Below are 14,938 nucleotides of genomic sequence, written 5' to 3' on the forward strand. Positions count from 1 at the left end.
CGTCGGCCCGCGCCGAGGGCGGGCCGGTGGGGAGGAGGACGCCGGGCGAAGACGCCCGGCGTCGACGGCTCAGATGCCGGCGCGCGCCTCGGCGAGCCCGAACACCGTCTCGAGCCGCGCGAGCAGGTTGCGCAGCTGCAGCGCGAACAGCGCGAACTCGGTCTCGAAGCGCACCGCCGGGTCCTCGATCTCGTCGTCGAGGGTGTCGAGCAGCTCCTCGGCCATGCGCAGCCGCTTCAGCGACAGATCGTCGGCAAGGGTGAAGCTGAAGCGCTCGTCCCAGGTCAGCGCGAGCTTCACCGCGCGCTTGCCGGCGCGCAGATGGGCGAGCACCTCGTCGCTGGTGAGATCACCGCCGCTGATCCGCACCACCCCGCTCTTCTCCTCGGCGTCGCGCAGCTCGCAGGCGTCACCGGCGACGAAGTCGGCCGGGGCGCTGTCCTCGAGCAGCCAGCGCGAGAGCACCTCGGCGGGGTGCTCGGCCGGCGCCGGCAGCAGCGCCGGCAGGCTGCCCAGGGTCTCGCGCAGCAGCGAGACGACCTCCTCGGCCTGCTTCTCGCTGGCCGCGTCGATCACCATCCAGCCGCTCTCGGTGTCGATATAGGCGCGGGTGCGCCGCGAACGGGTGAAGGCGCGCGGCAGCATCTCGTCGACGATCTGCTCGCGCAGACGGCGCCGCTCGGTGCGCCCGACCTCACGCGACTCGCCGGCCTCGATCTCACCGATACGCTCCTCCAGCGCCTCCTTCACCGCCGCCGTCGGCAGCAGACGCTCCTGCTTGCGCGCGCAGATCAGCAGGCAGCCCTCGAGGGGATGGACCAGCGCCCCGCCGTCCTCGCCGAGCGGCGCGCTCCAGCCCATGGTCGCGGTCTCGAGCGGCCCGCAGGGACGGAACCTGCGCCCGTCGAGCTGGGCCTCGAGTTCCTGTCCGTCGATGCGGACGGGCTGTTCGAGGCGATAGAGTCTGGCGTTCTTGAACATTGGCTTCCCCGGCAAAAAGCGCTGAATTATGCCCGACACGGGAGGAACCGCAAGGACACAGGGCCAGCGGCCAGCGGCCAGCGGCCAGCGGCCAGCGGGAGTTTGAACCACAAAGACGCAAAGTGCACAAAGGGATTCAAACCGCCGGCAACCAGCGCGGGTGCGCCCTCGATGAGGGCATCGCTTGCCGTCAGCCCTGGCGTACGTTCCAGACGTCAGCCTTTGAGGGTGGCGCCACCGGCGGCTGGCGGCTGATATCCGGCGGCTGGAAAGGCGACCAGCGCGGCTTTACGTTAGAATCCACCGCCGGCGCCGGGATGCCCAGCGCCGCCCCGACACGCCCAGGCGTACACCCTGCACCGCCCGATCCCCGATCCATCGCAGCGCCCCAGCCACCACTGCTCACCGACCATCGGTAACCCAACGTGAACGATTTTCCCCTGCCCGGCCTGTTCCTGATCCTCTTCCTGCTCATCCTGCTGTCGGCCTTCTTCTCGGGTTCGGAGACCGCGCTGCTCACCCTCAACCGCTACCGTCTGCGTCACCAGGCCGATCAGGGCAACCGCGGGGCGCGGCGTGCGCGCAAGCTGCTCGATCGTCCCGATCGGCTGATCGGGCTGATCCTGCTCGGCAACAACTTCGTCAACATCATGGCCTCCTCGCTGGCCACGGTGATCGCCATCCGGCTCGGCGGCGAGGCGGCCATCGGCATCGCCGCCGGGCTGCTCACCCTGGTGATCCTGATCTTCGCCGAGGTCACCCCCAAGACCTACGCGACCCTCCATCCCGAGCGCCTCGCCTTCCCCGCCGCCTATGTCTACGGCCCCTTGCTCAAGCTGCTCTATCCGGTGGTGTGGCTGGTCAACCTGTTCACCAACGGGCTATTGCGACTGATGGGCATCGCCCCCGAGGACGGCGGTCAGGGCACCGCGCTCAGCCGCGAGGAGCTGCGCACCGTGGTCAGCGAGGCCGGGGCGATGATCCCCGAGCGCAGCCGCTCGATGCTGCTCGGCATCCTCGACCTCGAACGCGCCACCGTCGAGGACATCATGATCCCGCGCAACGAGGTCGACGGCATCGACATCCAGGACAGCGCGGAAGAGATCATCCAGGCGGTGCGCAATACCAATTACACCCGCCTGCCGCTCTACGACGGCGGCATCGACAACGTCATCGGCGTCTTCCACGCCCGCAATGCGCTCCACGCCCTGCTCGAGAAGGGGCTCGGCAAGGAGCACCTGCGGGCAATCGCGCGCCAGCCCTACTTCGTCCCCGAGGGCACCCCGCTCTACCAGCAGCTGTTGAACTTCCAGCACACCAAGCAGCGCGTCGGCCTGGTGGTCGACGAGTACGGCGACTTCCAGGGGCTGATCACCCTCGCCGACCTGCTCGAGGAGATCGTCGGCGAGTTCACCACCGACCCCTCCGACAGCATCTCCGAGATCCAGCCAGCCGAGGACGGCTCGCTGCTGATCGACTGCGGCATCGGGCTGCGCGAACTCAACCGCGTGCTGCGCTGGGAGTTGCCGACCGACGGGCCCAAGACCCTCAACGGGCTGATCCTCGAATACCTCGAGACCATCCCCGAACCCGGCACCAGCCTCAAGCTCTCGGGGCACCCGATGGAGATCATCCAGACCGCCGACAACGGGGTGAAGACGGTCAGGATCATCCCGCGCCCGACACGCCGCCCGCGGCGCTGAGAGGGCGCGATCAGGGCGTGCGCGCCACCACCCAGACCTCGATCTCGCACGCCCCGGCGCGCGTCAGCACCCGCGCCAGCGCGCTCACCGTGGCACCGGTGGTCATCACATCGTCGATGATCGCCAGACGCCTGGCGGGCAGTGCCCGGGCCAAGGTGAAGGCGCCCGGGCCGATGTTGCGCTGGCGCGCGCGGCGCTGCTGGCCGACCTGCGGCGGGGTCGCGCGCACCCGCAGACAGAGCCCGGGGGCGACCGCCACGTCGAGCGCGACGCCGGCCACCCGCGCCAGCTCCAGCGCCTGGTTGTAGCCGCGTGCGCGCTGGCGTGCCGGGTGCAGCGGCACCGGCACCAGCAGCTCGGGCAACGGCGGCGCGAGCGCCGCGCGCGTCTCGGCGAGCAGCCGCCCGAGCAGCACCGCGCGATCGAGTCGGGCGTGGAACTTGAGATCGGCGATCAGCCCCGGCACCAGCCCCTGATAGCGCAGCGGCGCATGACAGCGGACGAAGGGCGGCGGGCGCGCCACGCAGCGCCCGCACCAGCGCCCGGCACCGAGGTCGGTATCGAAGGGCTGGGCACAGCGCGCGCAGCAATGGCGGTTGACCGGCAGCTCGGCGCGACAGCCGGCGCAGAGATCGAACCCGGACTCGCCGGGCGCGCCACAGAGCACGCAGGTCGGCGGATAGAGCCCCTCGATCAGACGCCCCAGCAGCGTCATCGCGCTCCGCCCCGGACGACGCGCGGTAAACCTTGAAGCCTCGCGAAAGTTGACAAGAAGCGAAAAACCGATAGCATCTGGTGGATTTTGTCAGCCATCCGGACCCTCCCATGTCAGCCACCCTGCAAGCGCCCCCGATCCGCACCGACTGGACCGTCGACGAGGTCCTCGCCGTCCTCGAGCAGCCGTTCAACGATCTGATGTTCGAGGCCCAGTGCGCCCATCGCGCCCGCTTCAACCCGCACCGGATCCACGTCAGCACCCTGCTCAACATCAAGACCGGCGCCTGCCCCGAGGACTGCGGCTACTGCTCGCAGAGCTCGAAGAACCACACCGGGCTGGAGCGCGAACGGCTGCTCGAACTCGAGACCGTGCTCGCCGCCGCGCGCGCCGCGCGCGATCAGGGTGCGACGCGCTTCTGCATGGGCGCGGCCTGGCGCAACCCCACCGCCAACAACCTCGAGCACGTCATCGCGATGATCAAGGGGGTTCACGACCTCGGGCTCGAGACCTGCGTCACCCTCGGCATGCTCGATGCCGAGCAGGCGCGCACCCTCAAGGACGCCGGGCTGGACTACTACAACCACAACCTCGACACCTCGCCCGAGTTCTACGGCCAGGTGATCACCACCCGCACCTATCAGGACCGGCTCGAGACCCTCAAGCACGTCCGCGAGGTCGGCCTCAAGACCTGCAGCGGCGGCATCCTCGGCATGGGCGAGTCGCGCCGCGACCGCGCCTCGATGCTGCAGCAGCTCGCCACCCTGCCGGCCCACCCCGAGTCGGTGCCGATCAACATGCTGGTGCAGGTCGAGGGCACGCCGCTGTTCGGGCGCGACGCCATCGACCCGTTCGAGTTCATCCGCGTCGTCGCCACCACCCGGCTGGTGATGCCGGCCTCGCACATCCGGCTCTCCGCCGGGCGTCACGACATGAGCGACGAGATGCAGTCGCTGTGCTACCTCGCCGGGGCCGACTCGATCTTCTACGGCGATCACCTGCTCACCACCAAGAACGCCGGCACCAGCCGCGACCGCGACCTGTTCGCGCGGCTCGACATGCACTTCGTCGAGGACCACGGCGAGCGCGAGGAGCCCGGCGCCTGCAAGCGTCACGTCAAGCTCGAAGAGATGCTGCCGAGCGACGCATGAGCCTCGATGTCCTCGTCCCCGAGCTCGAGCGGCTGCGTGATGCCGACCTCTATCGCCGTCGCCGCATCCAGCAGGGTCCGCAGCAGCCACGCGCCCGCATCGACGGGCGCGAGCTGCTGAGCTTCTGCAGCAACGACTATCTCGGGCTGGCCAACCACCCCGAGGTGATCGCCGCGCTGCAACGCGGTGCCGAGCGCTGGGGCGTGGGCAGTGGCGCGGCGCACCTGGTCAACGGCCACAGCGCCGCGCACGAGGCGCTGGAGGAGGAGCTTGCCGCCTTCACCGGGCGCGAGCGCGCGCTGCTCTTCTCCACCGGCTACATGGCCAATCTCGGGGTGATCAGCGCCCTCGCCGGGCGTCGCGACACCCTGCTCCAGGACAAGCTCAACCACGCCTCGCTGCTCGACGCCGCGCAGCTCTCGCGCGCCACCCTGCGCCGTTACGCCCATGCCGACGCCACCGCCCTCGCCGAGCAGCTCGAGCGTCACCCGGAGACCCGGCTGGTGATCACCGACGGCGTGTTCAGCATGGACGGCGACCTCGCCCCGCTGCCCGCGCTCGCCGAGCAGGCGCGGCGCGCCGACGCCTGGCTGATGGTCGACGACGCCCACGGTCTCGGCGTGCTCGGTCCCGGCGGGCGCGGCTCGCTCGCGCACTTCGGGCTCGACCAGGACGCGGCACCCATCCTGATGGGCACCCTGGGCAAGGCGCTCGGCGTCTCCGGCGCCTTCGTCGCCGGCCCGGCGGTGCTGATCGAGACCCTGATCCAGCGCGCTCGCAGCTATATCTACACCACCGCCACGCCGCCGGCGCTGGCCGAGGCCACCCGGGTCAGCCTGCGTCTGGCCGAGCGCGAGACCTGGCGCCGCGAGCACCTGCAGGCGCTGATCATTCGGCTGCGCGACGGCGCGACCCGGCTCGGTCTCGAACTGATGGCGAGCGCCACCCCGATCCAGCCGCTGGTCGCCGGCAGCGCCGCGCGCGCCCTGGCCTGGAGCCGGGCGCTCGAAGAACGCGGCATCCTGGTCGGCGCCATCCGTCCGCCGACCGTACCCGAGGGCAGCGCGCGACTGCGCATCACCCTCTCGGCCGCCCATACCGAGTCCGACGTCGACCGGCTGCTCGCGGCGCTCGCCGAGCTGCCCCGCGCCGATCTCGCGGACTGACCCCACTGCATCGTAAGGAGACCCGCGTGTCCACCGGATCCAACCCGTCCCTGCCGCTGGTACTGCTCCACGGCTGGGGCATGAACGCCGCCGTCTGGGACGGCCTGCCGCCACAGCTCGGCGGCCTGCCGATCCAGACCATCGAACTCCCCGGCCACGGCGCCCGGACGCCCGCCCGCGCCGACCTCTGGGCCTGGGCCGACGCCTGCCTCGAGGCCGCCCCCGAGGAGGCGGTGTGGCTCGGCTGGTCGCTCGGCGGACTGGTCGCCCAGGCCGCCGCGCTGCGCGCCCCCAAGCGGGTGCGCGGACTGATCCAGCTCACCGCCACGCCGCGCTTCGTCCAGGCCGCCGACTGGCGCCCGGCGATGGCCGAGGAGACCCTCGGTCAGTTCCACCAGGGTCTGCTCGACGACCCCAGCGGCACCCTCTCGCGCTTCCTCGCGCTCCAGGTGCGCGGCAGCGACGCCGCGCGCGAGACCCTGCGCACCCTGCGCCAGGAGCTCACCACGCGCCCCGAGCCCGACCCGCGCGCGCTCGCCGACGGACTCGACCTGCTGCGCGACGAGGACCTGCGCGGCCAGCTCCCCGACATCGCCTGTCCGGCGCTGTGGCTGTTCGGCAGTCACGACGCCCTGGTGCCGGCGGCGGTGGCCGAGCGCATCGAGCTGATCATGCCCGGCGCCCGCACCCAGGTGATCGCCGGCGCCGCGCACGCGCCGCACATCTCGCACCGACGCGAGACCCTGACGGCGATCGAGGGCTTCGTCGCCGAGGCGCTGGGCTGATGTCGACGCCCGACCCACGGCTGGCACCGATCGACAAGCGCCGCGCACGCGCCAGCTTCGCGCGCGCCGCGCCCGGCTACGACGCCGCGGCGGTGCTGCAGCGCGAGATCGCCGACCGCCTGCTCGAACGGCTCGACTACATCCGTCTCCAGCCGCGTCGTATCCTCGACCTCGGCGCCGGCACCGGCTACTGCACCGCCGCGCTGCAGCAACGCTACAAGCGCGCCGAGGTGGTGGCGCTCGACTTCGCCCAGCCGATGCTGCAACAGACGCGCCGGCGCGGGCGCTGGTGGCGCCGTCCGCTGTGCGTCTGCGCCGACGCCGAGTCGCTGCCGCTGGCCGATGACTCGTTCGACCTGATCCTGTCGAGCTCCACCATCCAGTGGTGCAACGACCTCGAACACACCTTCGGCGAGTGTCTGCGCATCCTCCGCCCCGGCGGTCTGCTGCAGTTCACCACCTTCGGTCCCGACACCCTGCGCGAGCTGCGCGCGGCCTGGGCCGAGGTCGACGGTCACGCCCACGTCAGCCCCTTCACCGACATGCACGAGATCGGCGATGCGCTGGTTCGCGCCCGCCTCGCCGACCCGGTGATGGACGCCGAACGACTGACCCTGACCTACCCCACCACCACCGAGCTGATGCACGACCTCAAGGCGATCGGCGCGCGCAACGCCAGCCGGGACCGCCCGCGCGGCCTGACCGGACGGGCGCGGCTGGCCGCCCTCGCCGCCGCCTATGAGCGCGAACGACGCGACGACGGCCGTCTGCCGGCGACCTACGAGGTGCTCTACGGCCACGCCTGGGCGCCCGAACAGACGCAACAATCGAGCACCGCCGACGGCGCCGTCGCGGTGCCGCTCGAACAGCTCCGCCGCCAGCTCGGCGGGCGCGACTGACCATCATTCAAAGACAAGGAGTACCCAGCCGATGCCAGGCCTGTTCGTCACCGGAACCGACACCGACTGCGGCAAGACCGCCGTCAGCCAGGGGCTGATCGCCGCGCTGGCCGCGCGCGAGCTGCGCGTGCTGGGGATGAAGCCGGTCGCCTCGGGCTGTGTCGAGACCGCCGACGGACTGCGCAACGACGACGCCGAGCGCCTCGCCGCCGCCGGCTGGTGCGAACAGCCCTATGCGCGGATCAACCCCTATGCCTTCGCCCCGGCGATCGCGCCGCACGTGGCCGCCGCCGAGGCCGGGGTGGAGATCGCGCTGGCGCCGATCCGCGACGCCTATCGGGCGCTGAGCGACGAGGCCGACTGGGTGGTGGTCGAGGGCGCCGGCGGCTGGCGCGTCCCGCTCGGCGACCGGCTGTCGATGCGCGACCTGCCGCGCGCGCTCGACCTGCCGGTGGTGCTGGTGGTCGGGGTCAAGCTCGGTTGCATCAACCACGCCCTGCTCACCCAGGACTCGATCCGCGCCAGCGGCTGCCCGCTCGTCGGCTGGGTCGCCAATCAGGTCGACCCGACCATGCCCGCCTCGGCGGCCAACCTCGACACCCTCACCCGCGCCATCGCCGCCCCCCGGCTCGGCGTGGTGCCCTGGCTCAACCAGTTCACCCCGGCCACCGTCGCCGCCCATCTCGACCCGACGCCGTTGTTGTGACGGAAGGGGCAAAGACCTTGAACCGCCAAGACGCCAAGCACGCGAAGTTTGCGTCGATTGAGTGACCCCTCCGTCCACCGTTTCACCGAAGAAGCGGTAAGCCCGAGGACGGGAAACCCGACATCGGCGCTCGATCAGCAGACGTTGAGGCATGCGTTGGGTTGTCACCGGCAACCCAACCTACGCGCTGAACAAAAAACCTTCGTGCCCCTTGGCGCGCTTCGCGCCTTGGTGGTCAATCTCCCCTCTCCACCGCAGCGCGCCTGGGCTATGCTGTGCGCCCGACGGCCCGGCCCGGTGCCGGGCATCCTGATGCCACTGACGACGAGCGTCCGATGATCGCACTCCATTCATCCCGTCACCGCGCCGCACTCGTGCTGGGCGCGGCCCTGTTGTGTCTGAGCGGTCTGGCGCGCGGTGCCGATCCGCTCGCCACCGTGCGCGGGCTGGAGCACGCCAGCCTGCTGCTGGTCGAGCCCGACGGCACCACCGCGATCGCCCAGGGCGCGACCACGCCACGGGTGCCGGCCTCGACGATGAAGCTGCTCACCGCCTATGCCGCGCTCGAAACCTGGGGGCGCGAGCATCGCTTCCACACCGATGTCCGCCTCGACGACGACGGCGTCCTCTGGGTCGTCGGGCACGGTGATCCCTATCTGGTCTCCGAGGAGCTGATGCGCATCGCCACCGCGCTGCGCGCGCGCGGCCTCACCCGCATCAACGGACTCGGGCTCGATACTCACGCGCTCGGCGCCGATACCGAGATCCCCGGGCGCTCGCGCACCAGCAACCCCTACGACGCCCCGCTGAGCGCGCTCGCGGCCAACTTCAACACCGTGAGCCTGATACGCGAGGCCGATGGCCGGCTGCGCAGCGGCGAACCACAGACGCCGCTGACCGCCACCGCGCAGGCGCTGGGCGCCGACCTGGGACCGGGTCGCCATCGCGTCAACCTGATCGACCGCGCCCGTGCCGAGCGTCACTTCGGCGAGTTGTTCGCGGCGCTGCTCGAACGCGCCGGTGTCAGCGTCACCGGGCCGATCCGTCAAGCGCGGGCGCCACGCGGTGCGCGGCTGGTCTATCGACACCACAACAGTCGCACCCTCGCCGAGATGATCGCGCCGATGCTCGAGTACTCGACCAACTTCATCGCCAACGGCTTGTTCATCATGCTCTCCGACCCCAAGGACAAGGGAGTGGCGGGGATGGCCGAGGCGCGGCGCGCAGTGACCCGGCTGGCGCGCGACCGGCTCGGCTGGCGCGACGCGGTGATCGACGACGGCGCCGGACTGTCGCGCGCCAACCGGTTGAGCGCGCGCCAGCTCGTCGAGTTGCTCGACGCCTTCACCCCCTATCGCGACCTGATGCCGCGCCAGGACGACGACCCCCGGGTGCTGGCCAAGACCGGCACCCTGACCGGGGTCAGCAGCTATGCCGGCTACGTCCGGCGCAATGGCGGCTGGGGGCGCTTCGCGCTGCTCGTCGAGCAGCCGGTCGATCGCAGCCTGCGCCAGCGGCTGGCCAGCGCGTTGGCGCGCTGAATCACGGGAGGTACAGGTGTTCGACCCCATCGTCCGTCACCGCGTCGTGCTGGTGGCGCTGGCCATGTTGCTGGCGCTCGGTGGTTGCGCCCTGCCCCAGAGCGCCGACCAGCGCCAGCTCGCCGTGCCCGAGTTCGCCGGTTTCCCGCACCGCAAGGCCGGCGCCGACTACCCCTCGCTGGCACCGCTGATGCGCGAGATCACCCCGGCGGTGGTCAACATCGCGGTCGATGCCGAGGTCTCGGCGCGTGCCCACCCCTTTCTCAGCGACCCGGAGTTCCGCGGTTTTCTCGAACGCTTCGGGCTGCCACTGCCCGAACCCGGCGAGATCGAGCGCCAACGCAACGTCGGCTCCGGGGTGATCGTCGACGCCGAGCGCGGCTATGTGATGACCAACGCCCATCTGCTGCAGGGCGCCACCAGCATCCGCGTCACCCTCAAGGACCGGCGCAGCTTCCGCGCCCGGCGCATCGCCGCCGACTCCGACACCGACATCGCCATCCTCAGGATCCCGCCGGTCGAGGTGCGCGCGCTGCGCTTCGCCGACTCCGACCGGCTCGAGGTCGGCGACTTCGTCATCGCCATCGGCAACCCCTTCGGTCTGGGCCAGACGGTGACCTCGGGGATCGTCAGCGCGGTCGGGCGCAGCGGCATCGCCGACAACCGCTTCGGCGAGCTGATCCAGACCGACGCCTCGATCAACCCCGGCAACTCCGGCGGCCCGCTGATCGACCTCAGCGGCGCCGTGGTCGGCATCAACACCGCCCTCATCGGCCCGGCCGGCGGCAACGTCGGCATCGGCTTCGCCGTCCCCGCCAACCGCGCTCGCGCCATCCTCGCGCGACTGCGCTAGAGGCAGCGCCGGGAGCCGCAATGGGTGAACCGCAAAGACTCGAAGGGCGCAAAGGGGTTGAAGCTTTCAGCTTGCAGCCTCCAGTCGCCAGTGGGCGCTGTCGGCCAGCTCCGCACGCGTTTCCGAGCGCCTCGCGGATGTTGCGTTGTACGCCATCCTGTCAGCGAGACGTGGCGGTGATGGTCGCGGTCGAAGTAGCACCAGCCGCCAGTGCATCTGTGCCCTCGATGACGGCCCTGCTGACCCCCAGCTGTAACGCGCTAGCGCTCGAGGACAGGCAGCCACTGGCCGCTGGTGGCTGATCGCTGGAGGCGATTCTCTTCTTTTCTTTGCGCGTCTTCGTGCCCTTCGAGTCTGTGCGGTTCGAATCAGCTTCCAGCGATCAGCATCCAGCCTCCTGTAGGGGAGCCTGGTGTGTATGGTCGGCGGTTGACGGGCAAGACAGTCTCTTTGCGGTTCAATCCACTGGTGGCTGAGGACTGACGGCTGGCGGCAGAAAGCTGATCGCCCTTTTCGCCTTCGCGTCCTTTGTGGCTTTGCGGTCAATCCACTGGCGGCTGGCGGCTGGCGGCTGGCGGCTGGCGGCTGGCGGCTGGCGGCTGGCGGCAGAAAGCTAATCGCCCTTTTCGCCTTCGCGCCCTTTGTGGCTTTGTGGTCAATCCACTGGCGGCTGGCGGCGATTTGCACTCACCGCCACCCTGTTCTAGAGTGCGCCCAGAGAGCCTCGCGTCATCGAAGGATCCCTGGGAGAGACCGATCGCGACGAACAACGCAACCGATCGGGTCGACCCGTCGCCGCGTCCACCACTCGGGCCTCGGCGGGGCGCCATCCCCTCGGTGGAGCGACCGGTCTCGGCCGGCGTCCCGTTCCTTCGATCGTCTCGCGTCTCCCGCAGACCGCAAGACGGCGCGATTCGTCCCCCTCCCAGCCCTCGACCCGAGACCTCCGTTCGCTCGCCTGCCGGACTGCCCCGGTCGGCGCAATGCACCCCAAACTCCGGGAGACCATCCCATGTCTGAAGCCAAGCTCGGCGATACCGTCAAGATCCACTACACCGGCACCCTCGAGGACGGCACCCAGTTCGACAGCTCGGTCGGACGCGAGCCGATCGAGTTCACCATCGGCGCTGGCGGCATCATCCCCGGCTTCGAGGAGGCCGTGAAGGGCATGAGCGTCGGTGAGAACAAGACCGTCACCATCCCCCCGGCCCAGGCCTACGGCGAGTACCGTCCCGAGATGACGCAGGAGGTGCCGCGCTCGGCCATCCCCGCCGACATCGACCTGCACGAGGGCATGGTGCTGCACGCCCAGGGTCCCGACGGTCAGCACGTCTCCTTCACCGTCAAGGCGTTCAACGACGAAGAGGTCACCATCGACGGTAACCACCCGCTCGCCGGCAAGGACCTCACCTTCGCCCTGGAGCTGGTCTCGATCTCCTGATCGCTGGCCGGGCCGCGCGCCCTGCGCGGTCAGGCCAAGGGAGCAGCCGCTCCCGGCCCGGTGCAGGGACGCACCACCGCTCCACCGACGCTTGCCCTCGACCGACCAGACACCGATACTCTTCCCCCAGGACGGTCAGCCGACGGCGACAGACGCGCCCCGTCCAACGACGCCTTATCCCGAACCCAGGCCGGCGCCCGCGACCTGCTCGAACGGCGGGACAGCCCAGGCCCACGCTCGCCCAGATCAGTAGCGGGGCAGATCGTCATGGACAATACCACCACCCCCGAGCCGGACATCCAGGCCCAGGCCACATCAACGGCGTCCGACCCCAGACCCGGCGCCGAAGACGTCGCCGCCCGGACCCGGATCAGCCAACAGGCCGCGCAGATCGCCAAGCTCGCCGTCGGCGTCGCCGAACAGCGGCGCGATCTCAAGCAGCTGCAGGACACGGTGCTGAACCGGCTCGGCGACATGGACGAGGATCGTCGTCTCACCACCGCCCAGCTCCAGCGCGCCCTGCTCAACCACCGCACCCTGCTCGACCGTCGGCTGCGGCATTGGCGCACCCTGGTGTTGGCGACCCTGGTCGTGCTGCTGATCGGCATCGCGCTCGCCCTCACCCTCGCCTACCGTCAGCTCGATGCCCAACGCCAGGCGCTCGCCGAGCATGTCGAGCGCATCGCCGCGATCCAGGGTCGTCCGAGCGGCACCCCTCAGTCCGACGCCCAGGTCCAGCGTGAACTCGATGCGCTCTCTGTCACCATCGAACAGCTCGCCCGCGAGCTGCGCGCCGCGCCCGAGCCGACGACGACCGCCGAGCCCGCGATCACTCCCCCGGCCCCGGCCCGCCCCTCGGCCTCGCTCACCGACAGCGTCGCGCTCAACGAGACGCAGCAGCCCCTGCGCGTGACCCGACAGAGCCTCCCCCCGGCCCCGGTCACGCCGAGCCTGCCGGCGGTCATCGAGACCGACGAGGCGACGACCCCGACGACCGTCGAGGCTGCGCCTCCCGAGCCCGAGCCGGAGACCCCGGCACCGTCAAGCGTCTCAGCGGAGCCCGAGACACAACCCGCCGAGCCCACGCCCGTCCAGACCGAGACGATCGCGCCAGCTCCCGCCGACGAGGCGGTGCCGGACGCCCCGACCGAGGCCGCAACAACCGAGACCACCGAGACGCCTGCCACCCAACCGGCGCTCGACGACAACGCCCCGATCATCACCCTCGACGCACCGAGCTACGCCATCCAACTGCTCGGCGCCTTCTCCCGCGACGGATTGGAAGCCTTCATCCGCGAACAGGACCTGCCCGATCGTCTCTATTGGCGCCAGGAGACCTACCAGGGCAAGCCCTGGTACGTGCTCATCCACAGCCTCTATCCCACCCGGGCCGAGGCCGTGACGGCACGGAAGGCGCTGCCGGAGGGGATTCGAGGGTTGGATATTTGGGTGAGGAGTTTGGGGGTTGGGGTAGAGGTTAGGGCTGTGGATGTGGGGGGGTAGGTTGGTTTCGCTCCGGACACTATCGCTTCGATTAGGTCTGTGCCAGCACGCCATCGAGCATCATCTGATCCCTCCCCCTGCAGACCAACGGCCTGGTCGAACGCTTCAACGTGCGCATTGTCGAGGTGCTGGCCACCACACGCGTCGACTTCGCCCGAGTCTGGAGCAGATCATCACTCGTCACGTCCAGGTCTATAACCAACACATCCCCCATAAAGCGCTCAGACATATCGCTCCCAATCAAGCACTCGAAGAGTGAGCGAAGAAACAGCCAGAGCTATTTAGCAAGCGGGCATATAACCTCCATGGACTGGAAAAATAAAAATACATGGAAAACCTAACAGCAATAATACTATTCGCCATTTCTTCTACACTAACACCCGGCCCTAATAATATTATAATAATGACATCCGGCATGAATTATGGAATAACGAGAAGCCTTCCACTGCTAGCTGGCATATGTGTTGGGTTTTCATCCATGCTTCTGCTCGTAGGACTAGGATTGGGCCGGATTTTTCACTTAAATCCAGAATTGTACTTAATTATAAAAATCATTGGCGTTAGCTACTTGCTGCACTTAGCATGGTTAATCGCCCGCTCAGGAGGGGACACAACCTTGAGCGATTCAAGCGAGCCTCTTTCATTCATTAAAGGCGCATTATTTCAACTTGTCAATGCGAAAGCCTGGATAGTATCCATAGGAGCAGTTGCGGCATTTACCAGCGGTGGAGCCACCTTCTACAACCAAACAATCATACTAGCTTCAACATTTTTTGCGGTATCCTTTCCCTGTGTAGGAGCGTGGCTATTTTTTGGCTCTAGCTTAAGAAAAGCTTTAAAAAATCCTGTTCGCCGCCAATTATTCAACTACACAATGGCCTGTCTATTAGTTATATCCTTAATACCTACAAATACTGTAATTACACATTGACCATAACCTCAACCAGCAAGCCACTTACTTACTTGTCAAGTCCCTTGAGATTGTAAACCCGCTTATTGAATAGCTCCGGCCGTTTCTGCGCCCACTCCTTGAGCGCTTGAATCGGAGTGATGTGCCCGAGCGCTTTCTGAGGGATATGCTGGTTGTAGACCTGGACGTAGCGGGTGAAGGTCTGTTCCAGACTCAGGGCGGAGTCGAAGCGTGTGGTGGCCAGCACCTCGGCGATGCGCCCGTTGAAGCGCTCGACCAGGCCGTTGGTCTGCGGGGTTCTGGGTTTGATCAGACGATGCTCGATGGCATGCTGGGCACAGAGCTGATCGAAGCGATGCAGTCCAAGGGTTGAAAAGGGTTGGAAAAGGTTGGAAAAGGTTGGAAAAGGTTGAAAAGGACACCGGTTGAAAAGGACACCCACTTAGTAAGTACCGTAAGGACACCCACTTACCGTTGACGCCCCCAAGGCGCTCTCCTACGCTTCTCCCAACACCTCCAGCGGAGATGCCCCATGACTCGTCCCCGCGCCGCGCTCGTCTCCTTGTCCGATACGCCTTGGTATC

Annotated in this window: 13 protein-coding genes and 2 pseudogenes; 12 read left to right on the forward strand and 3 right to left on the reverse strand. The window is 68.4% G+C overall.

The genetic code is table 11. The annotated features are described in order from the left end of the window. Positions 1-69: 69 nt before the first annotated feature. Complete coding sequence (locus tag EDC29_RS15970; protein WP_123139693.1) at positions 70-981, reverse strand: recombination-associated protein RdgC; 912 nt, start codon at positions 979-981, stop codon at positions 70-72. 425 nt (positions 982-1,406) lie between these two features. Between EDC29_RS15970 and EDC29_RS15975 the strand changes: the two genes are divergently transcribed. Next, complete coding sequence (locus tag EDC29_RS15975; protein WP_123139692.1) at positions 1,407-2,684, forward strand: HlyC/CorC family transporter; 1,278 nt, start codon at positions 1,407-1,409, stop codon at positions 2,682-2,684. Positions 2,685-2,694: 10 nt separating this feature from the next. Here EDC29_RS15975 and EDC29_RS15980 read toward each other — a convergent pair whose 3' ends face one another. Next, the gene (locus tag EDC29_RS15980) at positions 2,695-3,399 is read right to left on the reverse strand and encodes a ComF family protein (protein WP_132230594.1); all 705 of its coding nucleotides are present in this window, start codon (positions 3,397-3,399) and stop codon (positions 2,695-2,697) included. Positions 3,400-3,509: 110 nt separating this feature from the next. Here EDC29_RS15980 and bioB point away from each other — a divergent pair, with 110 nt between their 5' ends. The 11 genes and pseudogenes from bioB to EDC29_RS16035 all read left to right on the forward strand — a co-directional run bounded on the left by bioB (position 3,510) and on the right by EDC29_RS16035 (position 14,375). Further along, a complete protein-coding gene (gene bioB, locus EDC29_RS15985; RefSeq protein ID WP_123139690.1) occupies positions 3,510-4,550 on the forward strand; it encodes a biotin synthase BioB in 1,041 nt (346 codons plus the stop codon). Continuing rightward, entirely contained in the window at positions 4,547-5,716 is a 1,170-nt protein-coding gene (gene bioF, locus EDC29_RS15990) for an 8-amino-7-oxononanoate synthase (protein WP_132230595.1), read from the forward strand. Before bioB ends, bioF begins: the two co-directional genes overlap by 4 nt. Before the next feature lie 26 nt (positions 5,717-5,742). After that, on the forward strand, positions 5,743-6,501 hold the full coding sequence (gene bioH / locus EDC29_RS15995; RefSeq protein WP_123139688.1) for a pimeloyl-ACP methyl ester esterase BioH: 759 nt from the start codon (positions 5,743-5,745) through the stop codon (positions 6,499-6,501). Further along, the gene (gene bioC / locus EDC29_RS16000) at positions 6,501-7,400 is read left to right on the forward strand and encodes a malonyl-ACP O-methyltransferase BioC (RefSeq protein WP_132230596.1); all 900 of its coding nucleotides are present in this window, start codon (positions 6,501-6,503) and stop codon (positions 7,398-7,400) included. The genes bioH and bioC overlap by 1 nt, the downstream gene beginning before the upstream one ends. Before the next feature lie 31 nt (positions 7,401-7,431). Next, positions 7,432-8,106, forward strand: coding sequence for a dethiobiotin synthase (gene bioD / locus EDC29_RS16005; protein ID WP_123139686.1), 675 nt, complete (start codon positions 7,432-7,434; stop codon positions 8,104-8,106). Positions 8,107-8,441: 335 nt separating this feature from the next. Then, positions 8,442-9,647: a D-alanyl-D-alanine carboxypeptidase/D-alanyl-D-alanine-endopeptidase gene (locus EDC29_RS16010; RefSeq protein ID WP_123139685.1), complete on the forward strand. Its 1,206-nt coding sequence runs from the start codon at positions 8,442-8,444 to the stop codon at positions 9,645-9,647. 16 nt (positions 9,648-9,663) lie between these two features. After that, the gene (locus EDC29_RS16015; protein ID WP_123142779.1) at positions 9,664-10,500 is read left to right on the forward strand and encodes a trypsin-like peptidase domain-containing protein; all 837 of its coding nucleotides are present in this window, start codon (positions 9,664-9,666) and stop codon (positions 10,498-10,500) included. Positions 10,501-11,512: 1,012 nt separating this feature from the next. Continuing rightward, positions 11,513-11,941: an FKBP-type peptidyl-prolyl cis-trans isomerase gene (locus EDC29_RS16020; RefSeq protein ID WP_123139683.1), complete on the forward strand. Its 429-nt coding sequence runs from the start codon at positions 11,513-11,515 to the stop codon at positions 11,939-11,941. Positions 11,942-12,208: 267 nt separating this feature from the next. Then, positions 12,209-13,444 (forward strand): SPOR domain-containing protein, encoded by a 1,236-nt coding sequence (locus EDC29_RS16025; protein WP_132230597.1) that lies wholly within the window; start codon positions 12,209-12,211, stop codon positions 13,442-13,444. Between the two features lie 43 nt (positions 13,445-13,487). Further along, positions 13,488-13,703: pseudogene (locus tag EDC29_RS17705) on the forward strand (integrase core domain-containing protein); the annotation flags it as partial. Between the two features lie 69 nt (positions 13,704-13,772). Then, a complete protein-coding gene (locus EDC29_RS16035) occupies positions 13,773-14,375 on the forward strand; it encodes a LysE family translocator (protein WP_132230598.1) in 603 nt (200 codons plus the stop codon). 28 nt (positions 14,376-14,403) lie between these two features. On the opposite strand, the pseudogene EDC29_RS16040 reads toward EDC29_RS16035, so the two are convergent. Next, a pseudogene (locus EDC29_RS16040) lies at positions 14,404-14,718 on the reverse strand (integrase core domain-containing protein); the annotation flags it as partial. Positions 14,719-14,938 lie beyond the last annotated feature (220 nt).

The sequence above is a fragment of the Marichromatium gracile genome (genome assembly GCF_004343155.1).
GTDB classification, from domain to species: Bacteria; Pseudomonadota; Gammaproteobacteria; order Chromatiales; family Chromatiaceae; genus Marichromatium; species Marichromatium gracile.